Source organism: Streptomyces sp. MUSC 14, assembly GCF_001866675.1.
Lineage (GTDB): Bacteria > Actinomycetota > Actinomycetes > Streptomycetales > Streptomycetaceae > Streptomyces.
Genome location: NZ_MLYN01000070.1, coordinates 58,298 through 79,494, shown reverse-complemented (window position 1 = coordinate 79,494; position 21,197 = coordinate 58,298). Strand labels below are relative to the sequence as shown.

General features: G+C 67.2%; 21 protein-coding genes and 3 pseudogenes. 8 read left to right on the top strand and 16 right to left on the bottom strand.

Features of this window, described 5'->3' with window-relative positions; translation table 11 throughout:
* Positions 1–112 precede the first annotated feature (112 nt).
* Entirely contained in the window at positions 113–637 is a 525-nt protein-coding gene (locus tag BIV25_RS53590) for a hypothetical protein (protein ID WP_071377117.1), read from the bottom strand.
* 317 nt (positions 638–954) lie between these two features.
* On the opposite strand from BIV25_RS53590, the gene BIV25_RS38075 reads away from it, so the two are divergent.
* A complete protein-coding gene (locus tag BIV25_RS38075; RefSeq protein ID WP_071377116.1) occupies positions 955–2,367 on the top strand; it encodes a hypothetical protein in 1,413 nt (470 codons plus the stop codon).
* Positions 2,276–2,629, top strand: a complete 354-nt coding sequence (locus BIV25_RS50575) for a hypothetical protein (protein ID WP_143076775.1) — start codon at positions 2,276–2,278, stop codon at positions 2,627–2,629. The genes BIV25_RS38075 and BIV25_RS50575 overlap by 92 nt, the downstream gene beginning before the upstream one ends.
* On the opposite strand, the gene BIV25_RS38065 is transcribed toward BIV25_RS50575, so the two are convergent.
* Positions 2,626–3,297, bottom strand: a complete 672-nt coding sequence (locus BIV25_RS38065; RefSeq protein WP_071377114.1) for a hypothetical protein — start codon at positions 3,295–3,297, stop codon at positions 2,626–2,628. The two genes, BIV25_RS50575 and BIV25_RS38065, sit on opposite strands and share 4 nt — an antisense overlap.
* Before the next feature lie 194 nt (positions 3,298–3,491).
* On the opposite strand from BIV25_RS38065, the gene BIV25_RS51625 reads away from it, so the two are divergent.
* Positions 3,492–3,803, top strand: coding sequence for a hypothetical protein (locus BIV25_RS51625; RefSeq protein ID WP_071377113.1), 312 nt, complete (start codon positions 3,492–3,494; stop codon positions 3,801–3,803).
* Here the strand turns inward: BIV25_RS51625 and BIV25_RS48295 are convergent.
* From BIV25_RS48295 to BIV25_RS38030, 7 genes and pseudogenes are all read right to left on the bottom strand, one after another.
* Positions 3,749–3,868, bottom strand: a pseudogene (locus BIV25_RS48295) (type I restriction-modification system subunit M N-terminal domain-containing protein); the annotation flags it as partial. The gene BIV25_RS51625 and the pseudogene BIV25_RS48295 sit on opposite strands and share 55 nt — an antisense overlap.
* 808 nt (positions 3,869–4,676) lie before the next feature.
* On the bottom strand, positions 4,677–5,327 hold the full coding sequence (locus BIV25_RS38055) for a hypothetical protein (protein ID WP_143076774.1): 651 nt from the start codon (positions 5,325–5,327) through the stop codon (positions 4,677–4,679).
* Positions 5,328–5,399: 72 nt separating this feature from the next.
* The gene (locus tag BIV25_RS38050) at positions 5,400–6,236 is read right to left on the bottom strand and encodes a hypothetical protein (protein WP_256257075.1); all 837 of its coding nucleotides are present in this window, start codon (positions 6,234–6,236) and stop codon (positions 5,400–5,402) included.
* Between the two features lie 116 nt (positions 6,237–6,352).
* A complete protein-coding gene (locus tag BIV25_RS38045; protein ID WP_071377110.1) occupies positions 6,353–8,206 on the bottom strand; it encodes an alpha/beta hydrolase in 1,854 nt (617 codons plus the stop codon).
* A 9-nt stretch (positions 8,207–8,215) separates the two neighbouring features.
* On the bottom strand, positions 8,216–8,665 hold the full coding sequence (locus tag BIV25_RS38040; RefSeq protein ID WP_071377109.1) for a hypothetical protein: 450 nt from the start codon (positions 8,663–8,665) through the stop codon (positions 8,216–8,218).
* A gap of 141 nt (positions 8,666–8,806) precedes the next feature.
* Positions 8,807–10,177 carry a type VII secretion-associated serine protease mycosin gene (gene mycP, locus BIV25_RS38035; protein WP_071377108.1) on the bottom strand — a complete coding sequence of 457 codons (1,371 nt, stop codon included), beginning with the start codon at positions 10,175–10,177 and terminating at the stop codon, positions 8,807–8,809.
* Positions 10,178–11,864: 1,687 nt separating this feature from the next.
* Positions 11,865–12,407 (bottom strand): hypothetical protein, encoded by a 543-nt coding sequence (locus BIV25_RS38030; protein WP_256257074.1) that lies wholly within the window; start codon positions 12,405–12,407, stop codon positions 11,865–11,867.
* Between the two features lie 193 nt (positions 12,408–12,600).
* On the opposite strand from BIV25_RS38030, the pseudogene BIV25_RS54740 reads away from it, so the two are divergent.
* The 4 genes and pseudogenes from BIV25_RS54740 to BIV25_RS38015 all read left to right on the top strand — a co-directional run.
* Positions 12,601–13,857 (top strand): annotated as a pseudogene (locus BIV25_RS54740) (NB-ARC domain-containing protein); the annotation flags it as partial.
* Between the two features lie 755 nt (positions 13,858–14,612).
* A pseudogene (locus BIV25_RS54735) lies at positions 14,613–14,708 on the top strand (N-acetylmuramoyl-L-alanine amidase); the annotation flags it as partial.
* A 105-nt stretch (positions 14,709–14,813) separates the two neighbouring features.
* On the top strand, positions 14,814–15,056 hold the full coding sequence (locus BIV25_RS38020; protein WP_079177140.1) for a hypothetical protein: 243 nt from the start codon (positions 14,814–14,816) through the stop codon (positions 15,054–15,056).
* 64 nt (positions 15,057–15,120) lie between these two features.
* Complete coding sequence (locus BIV25_RS38015) at positions 15,121–15,366, top strand: hypothetical protein (protein ID WP_071377106.1); 246 nt, start codon at positions 15,121–15,123, stop codon at positions 15,364–15,366.
* Positions 15,367–15,456: 90 nt separating this feature from the next.
* On the opposite strand, the gene BIV25_RS38010 is transcribed toward BIV25_RS38015, so the two are convergent.
* Positions 15,457–16,488 carry a hypothetical protein gene (locus BIV25_RS38010; protein WP_071377165.1) on the bottom strand — a complete coding sequence of 344 codons (1,032 nt, stop codon included), beginning with the start codon at positions 16,486–16,488 and terminating at the stop codon, positions 15,457–15,459.
* A gap of 125 nt (positions 16,489–16,613) precedes the next feature.
* Here BIV25_RS38010 and BIV25_RS38005 point away from each other — a divergent pair, with 125 nt between their 5' ends.
* On the top strand, positions 16,614–17,264 hold the full coding sequence (locus BIV25_RS38005) for a hypothetical protein (protein WP_071377105.1): 651 nt from the start codon (positions 16,614–16,616) through the stop codon (positions 17,262–17,264).
* 61 nt (positions 17,265–17,325) lie between these two features.
* Here BIV25_RS38005 and BIV25_RS38000 read toward each other — a convergent pair whose 3' ends face one another.
* Genes BIV25_RS38000 through BIV25_RS53580 form a run of 6 tightly spaced genes read right to left on the bottom strand, consistent with a single transcriptional unit; the run spans position 17,326 to position 21,009 of the window.
* Complete coding sequence (locus tag BIV25_RS38000) at positions 17,326–17,862, bottom strand: hypothetical protein (protein ID WP_071377104.1); 537 nt, start codon at positions 17,860–17,862, stop codon at positions 17,326–17,328.
* Positions 17,859–18,410, bottom strand: a complete 552-nt coding sequence (locus BIV25_RS37995; RefSeq protein WP_256257073.1) for a hypothetical protein — start codon at positions 18,408–18,410, stop codon at positions 17,859–17,861. Before BIV25_RS37995 ends, BIV25_RS38000 begins: the two co-directional genes overlap by 4 nt.
* Entirely contained in the window at positions 18,407–18,940 is a 534-nt protein-coding gene (locus BIV25_RS37990) for a hypothetical protein (protein ID WP_071377103.1), read from the bottom strand. The genes BIV25_RS37995 and BIV25_RS37990 overlap by 4 nt, the downstream gene beginning before the upstream one ends.
* Positions 18,921–20,210, bottom strand: coding sequence for a WXG100 family type VII secretion target (locus tag BIV25_RS37985; RefSeq protein WP_071377102.1), 1,290 nt, complete (start codon positions 20,208–20,210; stop codon positions 18,921–18,923). Before BIV25_RS37985 ends, BIV25_RS37990 begins: the two co-directional genes overlap by 20 nt.
* Complete coding sequence (locus tag BIV25_RS37980; RefSeq protein WP_071377101.1) at positions 20,210–20,512, bottom strand: DUF6317 family protein; 303 nt, start codon at positions 20,510–20,512, stop codon at positions 20,210–20,212. The genes BIV25_RS37985 and BIV25_RS37980 overlap by 1 nt, the downstream gene beginning before the upstream one ends.
* The gene (locus tag BIV25_RS53580) at positions 20,512–21,009 is read right to left on the bottom strand and encodes an SAV_915 family protein (RefSeq protein WP_256257072.1); all 498 of its coding nucleotides are present in this window, start codon (positions 21,007–21,009) and stop codon (positions 20,512–20,514) included. The genes BIV25_RS37980 and BIV25_RS53580 overlap by 1 nt, the downstream gene beginning before the upstream one ends.
* Between the last annotated feature and the right edge of the window lie 188 nt (positions 21,010–21,197).

Genomic DNA, 21,197 nt, shown 5'->3' with positions numbered 1-21,197 from the left:
ATCGGCTTTCGAAGTCCGGCGGAAGCCAGCCTCGTCCCAGGAGCCGCGGGTGGGCGGGGAATGCTGTGATCGCGGCCAGGACGAACAGGAGCGATGCCCAGGGGGTGCGGAGCTACACCGTGGTGTGCCGGTGGTTGTTGATGTCCTGGAAGCTGGTTTGGAAGACGTCCGGTGCGACGAGGTCGATGGTGTCGAGGCCGACCCAGAAGAGGTCGAGTGGACACTGTGGATGGCCGAAGTAGACCTTGCGCGTGGTGACGGTGATTTCGCCGGGCCCGTCCAGTACCCAGCGGGGTTGCGCGTCGTTGGCGGCGGCACGGCGCCGGGCTGAGTTGCCGACAGCCGAGCCGACCATGCTGCCGATCACGAAGGCGGGGCTGCCGAAGGCGAACGTGTTCTGGTGCCTGTAGCTGCCGTTCCCGATGGCCCTCCAGGTCAGACGCTGAGCAGGCCCGACGGCCAGTGCGCGGTCTCCGGGTTCGAGCCGGGCCATGGTGGCGACCAGCGGACGCTGATCGATCCGCTTCTCGACCAGGTCGGCGATGATGTCGCACGAGTGCCACAGGTACTCGTCGAGCGCGGACCACGCAGGTCGATGCCCGTTGTCGGAAGGAGGTGGGGCGAAAGGGTTGTCCACTGTCTCTCCGATATCCCCGTGTGGACGCGCTGTTGGCGGCGGCCTTCGTCTGGCAGCCACTTTACTGACGGGTCGCCAGGCTCACGAAGGAGTTGATCCGATCACCGGGTCTGCCGCCGTTGCACTGTCCGGGCGGCCGTGGACTGCGTCGACGTATCGCTGAGCGGTGACGGGCGGACCTCTGTCCGAAGGCACCGCGAAGTGGAGAGGGGCTCGGACGCCGGTGGTTGAGGTCTGCGCCGGGCAGGTGCGTCCTCTCACGCGGCTCGTCACAGCTTTAGACTGCGCCGCCCTCGTCACCTGGAACGGAGCTGACCGTGAGCCGCTGGCGCAACCTGATCATCGATACGTGGGGTGCCCTGTCGTACAAGTCGGCGTTCCAGTTGGCGGCCGAAGGCCGGTCCGGGCGCCTGCCGGGTCACGCCGGAGCGAGCTGGATCCCGGAGGCGGATCGTCGCCGGCTGGCCGCCTCCATGGTGCTCGCGGCGTACGACACCAACCAGGCTGCGGCTTTGCTCGGCGAAGAGGGTGCGGAGCGACGCGAGTATGGCGATCCGGCGCTGATCGTGAACCAGACGCTGGCCCATCTGCTCGGCAAGACGCAGAAGATCACCGTGCCCGATGCGCCAGGCCCGGGACCGGGGACCGCAAGCGGGCGGGAGACGCTGCTGCGCGAGTGGGCTGAGCAGGAGCACCTGTGGCTGCGGATGCAGCACGCGGAGCGGACCGCCGTGCTCCTCGGCGACACGGTGTACCTGCTGGCGTGGTCGCGCACCAAGGGACGGCCGGTCCTTCGGACCATCGATCCCGGCTTCTACGTCCCTGTCCTGCCGGACGGGGCCATCGACGCCGACGCGTACCCGGAGCGGGTGCACCTGGCCTGGGAGACCCCGGCCGACCCGGCGACCGGCCGCGGAGGCAGCCTCCGGCGCGTGACCTACGAGCTCGGCCCCATCGCGGAGGACGGCACCGCCACACGCCGCTACCCATGGTCGACACAACCGAGCACCCGTACCTGCTACCTCACCGACGCTGAATGGGACCTGGAGCACGTCAACAGGGGCGAAGAGGTGGACGCGCTGTCGTTGAAGTACGCCCGGTTCCGCACCAACGCCGACGGTGAACTGCTCAACCGGCTTGATCTGCAACTGGACTTCATCCCGATCGTGCACGTCCCGAACACCATCAGCGGCCCCGAACACTTCGGCCAGTCCAGCCTCATGTCCGCCGCGCAACTCCTCGACGACCTCGGCGCGGCCGACACCGACAGCCAACGCGCCGCCGCGACAACCGGCTCTCCGATCATCGGCCTGTCCGGAGCACGGCTGCCCGTCGACCGCAAGACCGGCCAGCCGCTGCCGGTGCGGGCGGAGCCGGGGATGGTGTGGCCACTCGGCGAGAGCGGGCAGCTGTCCACTGTCGACACGTCCTCCCAGCTCGCCGAGATGCGCGCGTACGTGGAGGTCCTGCGCGACCGGCTGTCGGTGACCGCGCGCCTGCCGGGCTCCGTGCTGGGCACAGTGAACCCGTCTCAGGTGCCGTCCGGCTACGCGATGCAGCTGAGCTTCGGTCCGCTGGACGCGATGGTGCGCTCGATGCGGTTGGCCACGGGCCGCCAAGTACCCGCTGCTGCTGAAGATGGTGCAGCGCCTGTACCAGGCAGGCGGTTTCCTGCCCGCCGGCGAGAACCCGCGGGCGGAGATCTCGTTCGGTTCGTACCTGCCCAGTGACCAGGCCGGAACGCTCGACCTGGTCACACGGGGCGTACAAGCCGGGGTGCTGTCCCTGGAGACCGGGGTGCGGATGCTGATGGATGCGGGCTTTCCCATCGAGGACGCGGCGCAGGAGCTGGAGCGCATCCAGGCACAGAAGGAAGCGGCCGCCGCCCGAGAGGCCGTGATGCTGGGCGGGACCGCTGCGGCAGGCGATGACGATCAGGACAATGTAGGGGATGGCGAGGCAGGGCGAGCGCCCGATGCGACGGCTGCCTAGTCCCGCTGTGAGGGCCCGAGGGTGGGTGGCGTCTGGCGGTCCCCGGAGGGACCGACGTCGCCGTGCTTCCACTCGGGGTCGTAGGCGCAGGGCACAGTGGCGCCGCCGGTGAAGTACTCCCGGTCCGGATACCAGGTGAAGGACATCAGCTCGTCGCCGTCGTCCCGCTGGACGTACAGGTCCCAGGACTTGGCCTTACCGCCCTCACGGTAGGACGTGACCTCCCAGCCGCTGTCCTTCAGATGCTGGCGCAGTCGGCGGAGGCCGGAGACGGCCTGGCTCGCGGGCACGTGGTCCAGCGCCCATCTGTGGCTCATCTGGTAGGCGCCATCGACGGTCTTGTCCTCCAGCCCTGTCAGGCCCCCGTCGTAGCAGAAGCCGGAGCTGAACGTGTTCCTCGTGCTGACGCCGATGTGCTCGACTCCAGGCTCTACGGTGCGCTTGAACCCCATGACGTCGTACGCCTCCTGGGAACGCTGGAAGGCGCGGCTCGCCATGTCCTCGGGCGCGATGCGGGGAACGTCCGTCGACCCCCATGCGAGCTGGACGACCAGAACGAGTACGACGACGAGCGCGGCGCAGCCGCATCCGAGGGCTCCGCGGGCGGAGGAGGGGGACCCGGGATCGGTCGGGACGGTGGTTTTGGTCGGTGCGGTCTCCTCGGGCATACGGGGACGGTATGTCGGCAGAGGAGCGCTGCGGATGGGTGCGGTTACCGGCAAGGAGTGGGTATGCGTACTCAATTGATCTGCGTTCGCGTGCTCGAAAGATGACGACTTCCGAAACAGGGATTCGCGTCATGGGCACGGCATGGGTTTAGACTCCGCCGGCGCGGGGGCGGCTGGGCAAGGAGAGTGTGCCCATGAACACGCGACCGACACGGCCGCCGCTCCCCCTCGCACCGCTGGGCTACCGCCGCGACGGCCGCCCGATCCTGCCGGTTCTCGGCGCCTCTGAGGACGACCCCACGGGGCAGGAGCCCGACGGCACCCCCGACACAGGTGGCACCCCACCGCCCCAGCCCGGCCAGGTCACACTCTCCCAGGACGAACTCACGCGCCGCTTCACCCGCGAGAAGGACCAGGGCCGCCGCGCCGGAGTTCGCGAGCTGCTGTCCCAACGGCGCAGCACGGTCATCGGCAGGATGACCTTGCCGTACTCGGAGCGCTTGTAGTCGCCCCTCAGGAGGTCAGCCACCGACCAGATGAAGTCGGCCAGCTCCTGATTCTTGTCGCTCACTCGTCACCCTCTTGTGTTGCCGCTCACTGCACTCTCGCCACCCCGTCGGTCACAGTGCCTAGCTGTGACGGGCTGGACTAGCCTACGGAAGACCGCATCCCCGTACTGTCGACGGGCGTGGCTACGACCCGATCGGCACTGTCCGAGGCTCGATCCACTCTGCCACCGCAAGCCCGACCCAGTCTCGCGAATGGCTTGGTACGGATCGACCGCCGCTCCGGGCACGCCCGCTACCGGTCGAGACGCGTCATCTGATGAGGCCGACAGCTATAAGGAATGCTCCCAGCGGGATCCAGACTCCACCCACGATGCGCAAGGTTTTTGGGGTGGCGGTTCCAACGATGGGGTTCGTGCGAGTGAAAACACGGAAAGCATACTCGGCAGCGCCACCAATGTTGAAAGAGAGGACCAATCCCAGGAAAAAGAAAATGGCCCCAATTGCCTCAAAATGCATTACTACTCTCTTTTATGCCGCTACCCTTAATCCAACAAATCTAGAACGGTAATTGCATCACCCAGGACGATCCAGGTCCGGCCCACGGTCTGGAGAGTGACCGAGTCCCCGCCCATCGGCATGTGCCCGCACTTCAGCCAGCACGGTCTGTTGGAAGGGTCACGCATCTCGAACGGCGAGCCGTCGAGGGGGCGGCAGAACTCCCCACACGGCAACCGCCCACAGCACCCCCGACAGCGCTGCCGGGGGTGCTTGGTGCCAGCCAGCCTGTCCCAGAGATGTCCCATCGCTAGGCTCCCGCCTGGGTTTTCCGGGTGTCCAGGTGACAGAGTCAACCGGATTACCTCAACGTGATCAGTACTGGGTGTTGAGATCCGTTCCCTTGGGAGCTCGCCAGCAGCCGGACACGACGTTAACCAGGATCAACGGCTTCTTCTCGTGCGGATTGGACGGGGTGGACACCATGAGCTCGGCATTCACCGAAAAGCGGTCCGTTTCCGAATCCGCCGTGAGGGAGAGCGTCTTGGCCTGGCTCTTGTTGGGACCGTAGTCGACGATCTTCCAGCCCTTCTTCGGCAGCTCCTTCCGCAGCCGCTGGAAGCCCGCCTTCAGCTCGCCCTCGGAGACGTCGTAGACCGACCAGGGGTGGAAGGTCTTATAGAGATGGCCGGGGTCCTCGTCGCAGGTCGAGATACCGGGGCCCGGCTCTGTGGCCTTGGCCTGGGGCATGTCGATCATCTCGTAGATCGCCTTGGAGGCGGCCCTCGCCTTGTCCCGAGCCTTGTCCACGTCCAGCGAGGGATACCTGGAAACTGGGTCCGGGTTGGGGGACTGAGGCAGCGCGCGCGACTGACCGCTGTCGCTCGCGGTCTTCGAACATCCTGACATGAGCAGGCAAAACGCAACTGTGGCGGCGAGGCTGACAAAGGCCGCCGTGCGGTACCGCTTCACTCTCTGCGGCTCCGTAGCCACATCAGTGACGGCGTCGGGTGCCGTGCAGAACATGGCGGTACGTCCCCTCCTGCTCAGACGCACGTGAGCCCTTTTCGACTGGGCCGCTTCTCGCTCGTTGGCGTTTCAGCTGCTGGCCGACTTCTCGGGTGAGACCGGCGTCGTCACTGCTACGCGCAAAGCGCCCGTGGTCGACGGGGCGATCTGGGTCACACTCTCGTCCTCGACGTTACGAGCGATGAGCGCGGTGACGCCGGTTCCCGCCGGCACGTGACGCACGGTCCAGCCCGCCCTCTCGAGGTAGGTCTGCACACGCGCCATAGCCTGAACCGTTTCCTCTTCTGTGAGCGGCTGGGTCGACCAGGCATGGTGGACATAGGTGCCCTCGGCGTCCCGGTAGACGCTGGTTCCGTCTCCCTCCTGGGCCGGGGCGTGTCGTACGTGGAGTGCGTCGTAGATCCGGCTGGAGTGGGCGAGAGCCAGTTGCTCGGCGTGCTCGTCGACCTGCGTGCGGTGGAAGGCTGTGGAGTCAGCAGTGGACTGATCACTGGTGCTGCGCGGGAAGCACGGTGAGGTCACACCGACGGAGGCCAGCCCTTCGCCCGTGGCTCGGTTCACCACGCCGGTGATGGCGTCCATCCAGAAGTCATCGGGTTCGGTGCGCATGTTCACGTGGGGGAACGGTTTGGACCAGTCCGCGTCCGACGACTGGAACTTGTAGCCCAGTTTCACCCAGGCGTCTCTGGCCTGCCGCACCAGCGACTTGGCTTCGCTGCCCGGCACTCCCGTCAGCTTGTACGCGAGACTGACCTGCAACCGATTATCAGGACCGCCGTCGTCCCGAGCAATACAGGCCCCCACAGGCTCGGGACCGATACGCTCGAGTTTCGGTTTCGGTGACATACCGTCCACCGCTTGGTGAATGATTTCCTCTGCGCGCTTGGTTGCCTGCTGCTCGTTCATCGCGACATGCTTCGGCGTTGCGACGCCATCTCCTTTCCCGCCTCCGTGTGACCCACACGCCGTAACAGCAACCAGTGCGGTCAGCACTGCACCAATCGACATCAGATTTCGTAGCTTCACGGGGTTCCTCCGGTTACGATCTCCGCCATATTGTCCAGGGAATCGCCCTCCCAGTACTGGGAGTGAGCGGGCATGCCTTTAAGATGCCAGCCCGGAAGATGCCCGTTACCCACTCTGAAGGTATTCCCACCGTATTCATCGGACGTCGGGTCGGTCCCATACATGACTGAGTGATCATCGAAGAGATGCCTGTATGTGTTCGGATCCAGCGGGGCCTGCACTCCCGCCAGCGGCGGCGGAGCCATATTTACCATGTCATTCTGGGCGGTTGCCGCCCAGACGTGATCTGCGGGAATGTTCAGGTCCTTGGCGTGATCGACTCCAGTGCCCGGGCTTCCTACCAAGATCGCGTTATTAACGGGCAGGTCCGGATGGTCACGCAGGGTCTCGCCAGCCACAAGGGAGCCGTAACTGTGACCCAGAAGGGTCGAATTCACGCGCCCTCCGTGATGGGACGTTTCAAGACCATTCAGAAAGTTACTCAGCGGCTCGCTGGCATTGTCGGCCCAACTGGTGTTGTAAGTCGCGTCAGGCACGAGACTCTGCGGAGCATCGTAGCCGAGCCAAAGGATCGATGCGGTCGAATGTGTAAAGTCCGTTCGCGCCGCTTTACCCTGGAGAGCTTCGGCCCTTGAGATGAGGCCATCGACACCACTCAGATTCGCCGTGGTTCCCGGAACATATGTCACCACATTATTGGCAGTGTCCGGATTTCCAATGGACACAACTGCGTGGCCGAGATTCTTGTTGTCGAATCCTAGCAGGTAGGGCCGAGTCCCCTCATCTCCAGTAAAGTTGTCATAGCGCTTCTGGATCGCATCCATGCCGTCGATCCGACCCTGCAACTCCTCGCGCTTCGCTTCCCACTTCTGCCATGCGGCTTCGCTTTCAGGAGTCGTGACGGGGACATCCACCTCTCCACCCGTGTTGGGGTTGAGCTGGTGAATGGTCTGAAAGCGAGCGGGCTCCTTGGCCATCCAGGCGTCCAGTTCGACCTGAGCAGTGCCTCGGGTCTCGGCAAGCACGGTTCGGTTCGCCTCATCACGCACGGTGGCGGGAAGGCCGTCCATCCACCCGATCGAGTCAGGATGGACAGCGACGTAGTCAGCCCGCTGCTGGTCGGTAAGGCTCTTCCACCACTGCGCGTTTTCCTTGGGAGTGCCGTGCTTGGGAGGCTCCTTGATCGAATGCAGGTAGTCCTGGGCTCCCTCGAGAACACCGGCGGTGTCCTTCTTGACGTCCACCCAGTCCCTGTCGGAGACGGTCAGGTCGTCGTCGGCCTTCAGCGCCCGCAGCTTCGGCGCCCACTTCTCGTCAGCCGCCGTAGCCTCCTTGAGGGCGTCGGCGATGCGGTCGGCGTACTCCTGGGCGTACCGAGCGTTCGGGTTGGGGTTGAATCTTGCTGCTTGGCGGCCGATCGCATTTGCGGCCGGGTCATCCGGTAGGGCGGCAAGAGTGCCGCCTTCCGGGATTTTGCCGTCGGTCTTCTCGCCGGCCGACGGGTAGCTGACCGAGCCGTCGGGGTTCACGGTGAAGTTCTTGGCGTGCGCGTCCTCGACGGCGGCGTCCAGCTTCCTCTTGGCCGCCTCCATGTCGTACGCGAATCCGTCGAGCGCCGTGCTGATCAGGCCGCATTCGGCCTGCGTGTAATGGAAGTTCTTCGCCAACTCCTGTAACTGGCCCTCAGCCGCAGTCGCGGCATCACCCTCGTTGGCCGATTTCATGGCGCCGATGATCTGCATGTCGATGCGGTCCTTGGCCGCGCTGGCCATGTCGCTCACCGCGCGGAACCCGTTCGCCGCGTCCAAATACTCGGACGGCTTCAGCGCCTTCAGCGTCGTGTAGTCCATGAGATCCGATCACCGGCCCTTGGACTGACCGCCGACCGCCGGCGTGTCCTTGTACTCGGTCTTCAGCTTCGCAATCTCGGCACTGATGGCCTCGTCTGTCCTGAGCTGATCGTTACCCACCTTGTCCAGCAGGCCGGACAGCTTCTCGCAGCGCCCGCTCACGTTCCCGACGTAGTGCTCCCAGGAGGTGTGGACTTCTCGCTGGGCAGCGGTGGTCAGGCAGCCTGAGTCCTTACCGAGGCCCTTCTGGCCGTCCGCCAGTTTGGCCAGCGCCTTGCTGATGTTGCCCCTCAGGTCGCCGACGTCGCCGCCTACCTTGGACCACGCGGCCTTGTCGGACCTGAGTTTGCCGGACACGCCGCCCCCACCCACCGGGTCAGCCAAGTGGTCGATCTGCATCCGACCGGTGCTCCGATCAGCCGCTGCGGCCTTGAGCTGCTCCCACTCGTCCCACGCCATGCGTGCCTCTCCCCGTGTCCCGTTGTACGCCGCCGAGTTGTGGTGAACGTGCGACTGCGATGCTGCGGTCGACAAGCACAGTAGTAACGCTGCGTCGAGTGCCCCATCCGTATCGGCCACCAGCCGTCTGAGTACGCGTACTCAGACGACACCCGGTCCTCGATCGGATGGGGAAGCGCTGTTCGGTGGAACCGGAGGCGCGTACGGCGGGGGCGTGACCCCTGGGGCTGCGTAGGGCGATTGACCGGGTGCCAAGGGGGGCGCTGGGAGTGGTGCTGTGGTCGTCCGACGCCTGCGGGCGACGACGGTAACCGTGATCGCGGCTCCGAGGAGTACGACTGCTCCAACGCTCAGCGCGATCCAGAGGATGTCGTCAGCATCGGACGAGGAAGATGCCGCGGCTGAGTTGTCATTCCTTGCCGGTGCACCCGCACCTGCGGTCTGGGAGGCTTTCGGAGACGTGGGCTTCGACGCCGCCTCCCCCTTCAGGTCCAGGAGCGGATACACGTTGGCGGGGCCCGGGTCGCCGGGGTTCTGCAGGGCGATTCGCGGACGGACGATGCCGTAGCCGATGGAGTCGTTGCGCTTGGCGCCGTCCGTGGGGGCGCCGACGGTGTTGAGCATGACGCGGAGGACCTGGTTGTTGGTCCAGTCAGGGTGCTTGGACCAGATCAGGGCGGCGCTGGCGGAGACGATAGCGGTGGCGTCGCTGGTGCCGTCGGTCTTGCAGAAGCCTGTCGTGCTGGTGCAAGCGGCGACCATGTCAGCGCCTGGAGCGGACATGTCCACCTGCGAGCCGTACTCGGACCAGGAAGTACGCCGGAGGTCCTTGCCCACCGCGGCCACGCCGACGACACCAGGCGTCGCTGCGGGGTACTCGACCGGATTTCCCTTGTCGCCGCTGTTGCCGACGCCCGCAAAGACCAACGCGCCCTTCCCCAAGGCGTACGTGACAGCAGCGGTCACGTCCGGCGAACCCTCCTCCGCCGCCATCGAGATGTTGATGACCCGTGCACCCGCGTCCGCCGCGTAACGAATCGCCTTCGGGAGCACCCGGTTGAACTGCTCGATGGACGCCGCCTCGTTGGCCGCTGTTGTGGACTTCGGCATCCGTACCGGGAGGATCTCGGCCCCTGGAGCGAGCCCGAAGGCTCCGTTTCCGCCGTCAGCTGCTCCGGTCCCGGCGATGAGACCAGCCATGCCCGTTCCGTGACCGTCGTAGTCGGTGTGCTCGTCTCCTGCCTGGCCTGCGGCGAAGTCCTTTCCAGGCAGGACGCGCCCCTTCAGGTCAGCGTTGCCCGCGTCCACTCCTGTGTCGATCACGGCGACCGTGATGCCCTTACCGGTACTTGTGCGCCACATCTGCTCCGCCTTCATGGCGTCGAGGAACCACTGCTGCGCACGCATCCCCTCCGCATACGCCGGCTGGCCCGGGGCACCTACCAGCAGCAGGCCCAGCACGGCTGCTGCCGCGGCCTTACGGCGCCCCAGTCGGGTCCTCTTGAAGAGCATGGGCTTTCCTTCGCTGTTCGCGGGCGGTCACTCGGAGGTCGGACGAGCGGAACGCTGGTCGTCCTTCCGGTTCCGCTGCTCCTTGGACTGGCGGCCGCCAGGCGTGACAGCGGTGCTCCGCGGCTGGTTGGGAGATGCCGATGACGTCTCCCGCGGAGTCGCGTTGACGCGGGTGCCGCCTGACCGCTTGGAGGTGGGCGCACCACCAGAGATGCCCCCTCGCACAGGAGCTCCCGAGCTCAGGGACCCCCGAGACGACTCCTGCGTACTGCCTCCCACGACTCTTCCGTAGGGCGAGGCGGTGCGACCACCGGGGACCCCAGCCGTGCGACCAACTGGATGGGGCGCAGGACCACCGGTGCCTGTCGTAGGACGCCCCACGGGACCGCGGGCGGTCGGGCCCTCCGCACCCACCACCGTTCCGCGGGGGATGGCCCCTGTCGGCCAGCCCGTAGAAGGCGTGGTCGGACGGCCCCCGACAATGCCGTTGCCGCCGCCGCTTGGCATGCGTCCAGGATTCGGCGTCGGGACTTCCTCGCCTGGCGCCAAGGGGGGCCGTCCGGGAATCGTCCCCCGCCCCGGTTCTGCCGGACCGGCTGGCATTCCTACTCGTTGCGCTGGCATTCCTCCTCGTTGCAGAGGACCAGTGACGTCTCTGCCCGGCGGCACCGAGCCAGTTGCGGACCTGACCGGCCCCGCCTGCCACGCAGGTGTTCTGGTGCTGCTCCCGAACGCAGGAGGGATGATCGCAGGCTGCGCTGGGCCCGGGCCGTCGGCCCGACCGGCGCCAGGGAGACCACTAGGCGTGCTCGCCGTCGTGTGTGGGGCATGGGGCAACGTGCCCACGGAGTCGATGCCCATCCGGGCAGGTGGTTCGGCCTTCCCCACCGGAGGATGCTGTGACAAACCGACGTGGTCGGGCGAAGTTGTCGGGTGCGATACGGAGGCAGAGTTTGAGTGCGTGGCCGGTCCCTGGGCGACTGCATGCGAGGACACGCCAGTCACCGCGGGAGCATGGCCGACGCCGCTTCTCGCCGGGCCAACTACGCTCCTGTCCCGGTCCACGGTAAGGGATCCCGACGGCGGTACGATCGCTTTCGGCGGTGGCGGAAACTTCGGCCGCTCGAGCCCGTTCATCTGGGTGGCCGACCACTCGTAGGTCTGCCCCAGCTTCCGCATCTGCGCCGCCGCCTCCAAGCGGACCTTCTCCTTGTGTGCCGCCAAGGCAGCCAGTTCGCTCTTGGCCTTGGCGCTGACCGCCGCCGCGTCCGGGTCGTTGTGCGCCGCGTTCGCCGCGTCCAGGTTCGCCTGCGCGCCCGTAGTGTCGCGCGGGATCGATACCTGTGCGTGCGCGATCGCCCCGGATGCCTCGCTCAGCCACTTCCCAGCGCCTTCGCTGAAGTCACCCAGCCGGAGAGTGGAGTTGGCCAGGTCGGCAGACCAGGTGCGGAACGCGTCCGCGCCCTCCCCCTTCCACTCCACCCACTGCGGCCGGACCTTGAGCTCCTCGGCGATCTTGCGGATCTCCTTGGCTGCGTCGAGCAGCCGGGCTGCGGCGCCCTGCACCGTGCCGGCATTGGCCTGGTCGAGCCACTCCAGCATCTGTTCGTGGCTCATGTCCTCGAAGGACGTACCGCCGCCGGGTCCCTTGCCAGGCATCAGAACCTCCCCGCTCCCGTCGGTTCCATCAGATCGAACCGCCCGCGTCGCCACCCGCCGGCGCTGGCCCCGACGACTGCCCCGTCTGCTTCCCATTCCCGCCGTCGCGGTGATTGCTCGGCCCCTCGGGGTCGTAGCTGCCGCCGTAGTACTTTGTCGTCTCCGCGCTGATCGCGGCCATGCGGTCGCGGATGTCCAGGTCGATGTTGTGGTAGCCCTTGTGCGATGCCATGACGGCGATGTTCATGCCCTCCATGGAGTCGGACAACAGCTTCGACAGCGTCTCCAGTTCGCTGATCACCGTCTCGTACGTGCTGAACAGCCCGGCCGCCTCGGTCCATGCCCCGGCCCCGCCGCCGAACTGGTGGCGTGCGAGCTGCTCCTGCCCGATCTCGCCCGGACCCGCCTGCGAGCCCTTCAGATCGTGGATCAGGCCGTCGACGCGCTTCTGGAAGGTTGTGAAGGAGGACAGCTCCGTGGCCACGTCGGCGACGGCGTCGCGCGCCATGTCGAACAGGCCGGACATCCACGACGACGTGCCCGGCGCCGATCCGCCATCGCTCGGCAACACAACGTCCTCCCCGTACCGTCAGAACAACCGATCACCCGAAGTGCACCAGCAACTTTAGCTACCAGCAGTGACAGGCCACAGTCGACCCGTAGCGGCGGGCGACCGAGAACAGACCATCCGCGTAGGGCCGTTCTGCCCGCAGCCAGGAGGCCAGCGGCTCATCAGGTATGCCTCCACCCAACACTCCGGCGTGATGAAGCGCATGAGCACGTGTACTCAGACGCGGGCGTTCGGCCGTTCTGAATGGCCGATACCCGACAGTGGGTGGCGCAGAGGTGACCTTGACCGGGTCCGTTGCGGCTGGTCCGCTTACTACCGATGTGGCGTCGAGATCAGCGCGATCCGGGGGTGTGTACGTGATCTGGGTGCACCTGCATGTGCCGTGCCGACCAACTCGCTGCTCACTCCGCACCGCGACACGAAGGGTACCCAGGTCAGAAGCCCCACAGGATCGGGATACACCGCCACCGAGACGCTCTTCGCGCAGCAGCGCAGCGGAGCTGCAGGCATGAGGATGCGGCGCGGCGCGGCACTCGCAGGCGTCGCCGGTGGCGGCGCGGTCACCACGATGCTCGTGGGTCTGGTGACGAACGCGGTGTCGGCACAGTCGCATTGGCCGTCCTGGTTGGGATGGTTACAGAAGCATCCCTGGCTGTCGTTCGTCATGCTGGGAGTGATCGCGGCCGCGCTGGCCGCGGTCCTTACCGTGCTGGGCGACCGCCGGCCCTCGCGTCAGGTTCCCGAGCCCGTGCTCCGACCGGACGACGGATCGGGCCCGCCCGGCGCCGCCCTGGTGCTGCGGTCGCTGCCTCGCGACACGTCGGCGTTCACCAACTGGTCCGCCGAGCTGGAGTCGCTGGTCCAGTCGGTCCATGCGGCGCAGGAGACCGGCGAAGGGCTCCCCGTCCATGTGATCGACGGGATGCCGGGCGTCGGGAAGACCGCCTTCGCCGTGCACGCGGGGCACGTCCTCTCGGAGCGGTTCCCGGACGGACAGCTCTTCGTGAACCTCAACGGACACACCCCCGGACGCAGCCCAGTGCAGGCCACCGAGGCTCTGGCCTCGCTGCTCCCCGCCGCCGGCGTGCCAACGCAGCAGATTCCCGTCGGTGACGACGTCGGCGCGGTCACCGAGGCTCGGTCCGCCATGTGGCGTGGTCGGCTCGCAGGGAAGAAGGCGCTGCTCATTCTCGACAACGCGGGCAGCTACCGGCAGCTGGAGCCTCTGCTCCCCGGCGGGAGCGATTGCCTGGTACTGGTGACGTCCCGCAAGCGGCTGGCCGCACAGGAAGAGGTGGTGCTGCCAGTGGTGGCGCTGCCACCGGATCACGCGGTGGATCTGTTCGTACGGCTCAGCGGCCGGCCAGCCGACGCACTCGACCGGGACGTTCTCGGCGAACTGGTACGGCTGTGCGGGTACCTGCCGCTCGGGGTATCGCTGCTCGCCGCACGACTGCGGCATCACCCCTCGTGGAGTGCCACGGATCTCCACGCGAGGCTCGTCGCGGCCCGGGACAGGCTGGGAGAACTGCGAGCCGGGGAGCGTGCGGTCGCCGCGACCTTCGACCTGTCCTATCAGGACCTCGAAGCAGAGTTGCAGCGCTTCTTCCGGGCCCTCGGTCACTACCCGGGTACGGATCTCGACGCGTACGTCGGGGCGGCGCTCGCCGCGGTCACGGTGGCGGACGCCCGCGACCAGCTCGACGCGCTCTACGACGCCCACCTGATCGACGAGCATCCGGGAAGCCGTTACCGGCTTCACGACCTCCTACGCGATTACGCCCGCGGTCTCGCTGACGAAGGAGACAGCATGGACCACGTACCGGCCGTCCGGCGTGTGGGCACCTACTATCTGGCAGCTCTCGCCGCCGCCAACGACCACATCATCCGGAGCGGTGCGGCGGTCCCGCCCCCGCCGGACGACGCGGAGGGTGTGGAGACTCCGTACTTCGAGTCGCGCACGACAGCCCTGAGCTGGCTGGAGGGCGAGCGGGCCAACATCCTGGCCTGCATCCGGCGGGCGAACGCCCTCGCCCGGTACGACCTGGTGATCCGCCTGGCGGCGGCCATGGCGCCCTTCCTCCGGCAGGCCGGCCCCTGGGACCAGGCCATCGGGCTGCATCGGACGGCCGCTGAGGCCGCCCGGCACACCGGCGACCAGTGGGCACTGGCCGGCGCACTGATCGAGCTCGGCGTCATACGGCGATGGTCGCCGAGGGTTGCAACGCCTACCCCGCCGCGCCCGGCAGCACATGGAACGCGGCGCACCGCCGGTCGTACGCCGCCTGGCAGCTCAGGTGCGGCTTCCGCGGTCCGGATGCGGACGGCATCCCGGGAAAGGCGAGCTGGGACAAGCTCCACGTCCCGCACCCGGCAACCGCCGAGGACGAGACGGAGAAGAAGACGGTGACGCTCTCCCAGAGTCTCGCGGACACCGCCGAGCGCACAATGATGACCTTCGCGGAGTCCTTCCTCGGTCTGCTGCTCGCGACCAGGACGACCGCCCTCGTCGACCTCTCGACGCTCGGCGCGGCCGCGGTCTCCACGATGCCGGCCGCCCTCGCCGCGCTGAAGAGCACCGCTGGAACTCGGCTCGGCCGCTTGGGCACCGCTTCCTGGCTCCCGTTCAAGCACGACCCCGCGTCCTGAGCCAGCCCGGCTTCCCCTCACCGACAACTCCCCGCCCCACAACCGATCAGCAAGGAGTAACCGCATGCCGGAGGGAGATGTCGCACTGGCACTCGCCGAGTTGCGCCGCGCTCTGGAGGTGGGCCTTTCCCGCATCGACGGGCAGCTCGCCCTGCTCGTACAACGCTCGGACCAGACCGACAAGGAGATCGCCGACCTCCAGGAGCGAGTCACTTCCCTGGAGAAGACTCGCTGGCCCCTGCCCACCATCGCCGTACTGGCCGCCGTCGCATCGATCGTCCTCGTGCTGATGCAGCCTCTCGGGGAGTGACCGGGCGCCAGCCATGGCTGCGCAGCTCGAACGCCGCTGCAGCCCGGCGGAACTGCGTCCAGGCACGTGCGCTGATCATGACCGAATCACCTACTGGATGCTCCAGCGGTGCGAGTGGTGGGGACCCTCGGGACAGGCGAAGATGTTGAGTTCGCCCCAGCGACCCACAGTGACCTGGGTCGGCCTGGCGGACTGGTATGTGGGCAGGTCCTGCTCTTCCAGCGGCTTCCAGCTGCCGCTGCCGCCGTCCCATTCCGTGCTGTCGATGGTCAGCAGTAGGTGCATTGGTACCGCGCAGGTGCGGCAGTTCATGGGGGACGGGTCGGTGGCGTGCCAGGAGGCGAAGCCGCCGACGCGCCAGCCTGGGGGGATGGACAGGTCGTACTGGTAGCCCACCGGCGCTGCGGTAGCTTCGTCCGCCAACTGCTCGGCCACCTCCTCAAGGCCCTCTTCCCAGGCATCGATCCGAGCGCACACGTCCTCCGGGAGTAGGCCGGCGAATGGGTAGGTGGCCACCTGCTCCGGATGCAGCACGCACGGCTCAGGCACGTACCCTTCGTAGCCGACGACCAGCGGCTGCGGCGGTGAAGTCTGCACTTCGGTGACCTCCCACGACCGGCGCCAGCGCAGGTCGAGCAGCATGCTGTGGCCGGTCGGGCCGTGCGCGTCGAAGGGGCACCAGAAGACCTGGAGCAGATCGCAGTCGTCTGGCCCGGCCGGCAAGTCGGCGATGTCCCTCCGGTACAGCTGCGCAAGGCCGATCAGTGGCAGTGGATCGGTGGCAGCAACGTCTTGAACGCGGTGTTTCCTGCCCAGTTCCTCCAGCAGCTGCCGCTCCTCAACTGTGGGCCCGGGGTTCGGTTCACGGAGCCATACAGCAGCCAGGATCTGCCGCTGCCGGTGGATGTCCGCCGGCCGTCGACCACGCGCATGGCTGTGGGGCTCGGTGCACACCGGCCAGGGCTCGTTCGCCGGCCACAGCAGCGGACCCCCCACCGAACTGTCCGTCGCCTCTGGCCGACCCGGGCGGGGGTGGAGCCGGGTGGTGGTACCTCGGTAGTTCGCCAGCTCCGGGAAGAGCGCCTCAACATCGAGCGGGCGCGACGGTGTGGTCCTCGACATGCACGTGACCCTAGACGTGCCCTGCACCGGGTTGCCTGAGATCCTGCGGTTCACCCCGACAGGAGACCAATTAGACTTGACGCATCAAGTTACCTGTATGCGCGTGGTCTGGAGTGGTGTCGAGGATGGCGACGGGCAAGTTCCCCTATCTGCTCGGGCACGGGGAGATCTCGCTCCTCTACGGCGTGGAGCGCCAGACCTCGCAGCTGTGGCGCACGCGCGAGGTACTGCCCGAGCCGGACTTCGTCGTCTCCGGCAACCCGTGCTGGTTCCTGCCGACGGTGCTGGGCATGGCCGAGAGCGGCGTTCGCGAGGTCGACCCACAGCGCCTTCAGGAGTTCAAGGCGGAGAGGCGGGACTGGGTTGTCGTCGATGACGTGGACGACCTGCCGCCGGTCATCGGGCTGAAGGAGATCCCCTGGATCTTCGGCAAGAAGTACGGGGACATCTACCAGTGGCGCACCCGTAACAGCATGGCCGCCGAGGACGCCGTGATCTCCGGCTCGCCGCTGTGGTTGCTGGACACGGTCCTGGCCGATGCCGAGGCTCGCGGGCGCACCGTTATCCCGGAAGCGGTCGAGCGGATCCGCGTCGGCGAACGGGAGGGGCTGAAGCCGCGCGGCCGGAAGCGGAGCGCGACGCCCAAGCCGCTGCCCCCGGAACTCCCCCCGACCCGCTCCTACAAGCCGGGGCAGGCCAAGCTCGAGGACGTCACCGCGTTCATCGAGGAGATCTGGGCGGCAGGACTGACCGTGTCGGTGCGCGCCAAGCGGTAGTGACCTGACGCGGCGAAAGCCGAGTTGGGAGCGGCATGAGGTCCAGAGAGCACGCTCGTCGTCATGCTCCGGACGGGTGCTTCTCCAGCCAGCGGCGGGCGCCGACTTCGGCGGCGGATTCCCGAACGGTCAGGACGACGAGGAACTCGCCAATGGCGTACGCGAACACCGCAGGCATGACGGGCATCACGATCAGCCAGAGGATGCGGCCGGCGAGGGCCAGCCCCACATTGCGGCCGGCCCGGGCACGTCGGGCTGCACGGGCCTCGGTCGGCGTGGGCGGGTCCAGGAGGGCCTTCTCGTGCCGCCGGCGAGCTGCCACCCATCCCCAGACCAGCGCCACGCAGGCCAGGACCGCCTGCGCGCAGTCCCACACCAGGCGCAGAGTGCTCGACAGGTCGACTCGGAACGACTGGTAGAGCCGGACCACGATGTAACTGAGAAAGGCCAGCACGGCGAGCCAGAGGAGCCCCGTGAGGATCCGGCGCAGCCAGTAGCGCACTCCGCGCTTGTACCAGGAAGTGCCGAGTCCCGGTAGGGACGGGACGCGGGTCAGTGGCTGGGCAGTGGGCGTTGCACAGCCCTTTCCCTGCGTCATGTTCCCGAGGGGTGTTCTTGCAGCCAGCGGCGGGCGCCGACTTCGCTGGGGTATTCGCGAACGGTGAGCATGGCGACGATCCAGCCGACGGCGAACGCGGCCAGTGCCGGGAGGACGGGTGCCGCGAGTACCACGAGCCCGCGACCGACGATGGCCAGCCCCGTGGAGCGGCGGACCTCGCCGCTCTTGCGGTTGCGGAACTCGTTCGGAGTGGGCGGATCCAGGAGCTGCTTGTTGAGGGCCCGGCGCTGCACCAGCCACCCCCAGACCACGGCCACACAGGACGCGACCGCCTGCGCCCAGTCCCACACGGTGCGCACGGCCGACGGCAGCACACTGCGGAATCCGTCGTAGAAGGCGAGCGCCATGAAGCAGCAGAACGCCATCACGGCGAGCAGGAAGAGGGCCATGAAGACACGGCGCAACCAGTAGCGCGTGCCGCGCTCGTACCAGCTGGTGCCGAGACCTTGCAGCGCCGGGATCTGAGTCGGTGACCCGAAGCCGGAGGGTTGAGAGCGAGAAGCCTCAGAGGATGTGCTCGTCGTCATGCTCCGGACGGGTGCTCCTCTAGCCAGCGGCGGGCGCCGACTTCGGCGGCGGATTCGCGAACGGTGAGGACGGCGAGGAACTCGCCCATGGTGTAGGCGATCAGTGCGGGCAAGACGGGTGCTGCGAGCAGGACGAGTCCGCGGCCGGCGAAGGTCACTCCCATGTTGCGGCGAGCCCGGCGGCGTTTGGCCTGGCGGGTCTGCTCAGGTGTGGGCGGGTTCATGAGGGCTTCACGGTGGCGGCGTTGCTGAGCCACCCACCCCCAGACGGCGGTTACGCAGGATGTTGCGGCCAGAACCGAGTTCCACACGGTGCGCACGGTTGGTGACATCCCACTGAGGAACCCCATGTAGATGCCGAGCAGAATCCAGAAGGCAAACGCCAGAACGGCGAGCCAGAGAATCCCCGTGAGGATCCGGCGCAGCCAGTAGCGTGCGCCGCGTACGTACCACGTGGTGCCGAGCCCCGGCAGCGATGGGATCTGGACGGAGGCTCCTGGGACGGGGACCTCAGAGGAAGCTTGTGACATGATGCCAGACACTCTTTCCCATACTCTTGACGTCGTTTCCATACCGCTTGGCGTCGCCCCACGTTTCTGACCCAACGTTGCCGGCGCCGTGCAGTAGACCACCGACCACACCGTGGTCGTGGATGTCCTCGCTCCAGTGCTCATGGAACGAGTGGTCGAAGATGCTGGTAACGCCAACAATCACCCCAGTGCCCACCACGCAGACACCAACAGCACCCTCCACTGGGAGTGCCGCTGTGATGCCCGCGCCGACGGCCAGGCCACCGAGCGCGACGCCGCCGTCCACAACGACAGAGTGCTGCCAGGACCAGCCCTTCTCATGGTCGTCCTTCGCCTCCAGCAGACCGCAGGTGCCTGCCGCGGCGACGTCCAGGACGGGGACCTCCTTGAGGAAGTCCGGGAGTTTCTCGACGCCCTCCCCGACACGCAATGCATGCGCCGCGTCGACCATCTTGATGTTCAGCGCGCGGTCGAGCGGCAGCCTGTCGGCGCCGTGGTCGGCGGCCAGGATGTCGTCCTCCAGCGTCTTGACCTTGCTCACCGCATCGCGGTAGGCGCTCTTGGCGGGAAGGTCGTCGGGCATCGTGCGGCCCTGCTGCTGGAACACCCTGCGTTCGGCTTTGAGCTTGTTCTTGGCGGCCTGCTCCTCGGCCTTGGCCGCGTCTATCTTGGTGCGGGCCTCCTTGCCGTCGACCCGGGTGTCCTCGGCAGAGTAGGCGTACAGGCCGCGTAGGAAGTCGTCAATGGTGATCCTGTCGGCCGTGGATACCGAAGACTTCTTCTTCTCCGTGACCTGCAGGTACAACCCCCGCAACGCGTCCGCTGCCACCAGCCGGGCATGCTGCGCGGTGTGCAGGATCTCGGTGCGGGCCGCCTCGTACTCCTTCACGGCGGCCGCCGTCGTGGGGTCGGAGGTGACGCTCGGTGCGACGACGCCTCCGCCCACTGTCGGCACGCCCTTGCGCGCGGCGACGTGCTCGGCGTTCTTCAGAGCGGTGTCGCAGGTGGAGAGGGCGTCGGTGAGGTCCCCGAGAATCTTGCCCGCCTCGTACACAAGGGTCGCGAAGGCGCCAGCTGTGATCGCGTCGGCGGTCCACTGCCCACGGAAGTTGCTCGCGGCCTCGCCCTTCCAGCTCGCATCGGTGGCCAGCTCGTCGACGACCTGAGTGAGCGGCTTCACCACGCCGTCCAGCTTGTCCTTGGCGTTCTTGTACGTGTCGGACATCGTGCGCAGCACGCCGATGTCGCCCCCGACCCAGCTGTCGCCCATCAGCCCTCCCCCAAGTCCAGGTCGTCGAACAGCCCACGCACGTCGATGTCGTGCCGGTGGAAGGAGTCCCGCGCGTATCCGACCTTGTCCCCGTGCTCGTCCAACCTGTCCGCCAGGCCGATGTGCAGCCCGATGATGAGGTCGGCGACCTCCTTGATCGCGTGGTCCAGTCCCGGATCGCCCCCGCTGCCTACGGGCGGCGCCACATCGCTGTGCAGCTTGCGATAGTCGGTCGCCGAGTCGTGGAACGCCTTCGTCATCCTGGTGAGGTCACCCAGGATCACCTTGAAGTCGGCCGACATCAGCTCGCCTCCCGCGCATAAGCGGCCACGTCGTCCGGCTGCCAGTTGTGGTGTCCGGGGACGACCCGCGGGTCGAGGAGGACACCGACGCCCTGCTCACGGACACCTTCGGAGAGCGGGCCGATGGACGTGGCGACCCACGGCTGCGACTCCCCGAGCGCCTCCACCAGCTTCTCCAGCGTGGTGAAAGCGAAGGCCACGGTGCCGTGCGAGGGGTGCGCGAAGAGCTCGTAGACAATGAACGGCACGCGGGCCAGACTGCCCCTGGCGCCCGTCGCCACGACAGACCTGGGATGGGCCGGGACGAACACCGGCGTGTGATAGGCCGGAACGCCCGGCTTCGGTCCGGGACGATCGTCTGTGTCCAGCCGCGCGGGCGGTGCCTCCTCCACGAGGTCCAGCAGACGCGAGCGCTGCGGCTCGGGTGCCGGTTCTGACGGGGCGGCCGGATCCGGCTCGACGTAGTCGAACAGGCGTGAACGTATCGGCGCTCCCACCGCCGTCACCTCTTCCCCGTGATTCCCCGTTGATGATGGAGCCTGACCACATTAGCCAGCGGTCGTCGGGGCAAATCCCCCTATGTCAGGTCGCCGATCAGGGCGCACACGGAACCCATACGGCGGCTTGGCCGTACGCTAATCAGACCTTGACCTGTTGATGCACCCGTGCGACATGGCCCGAGAAC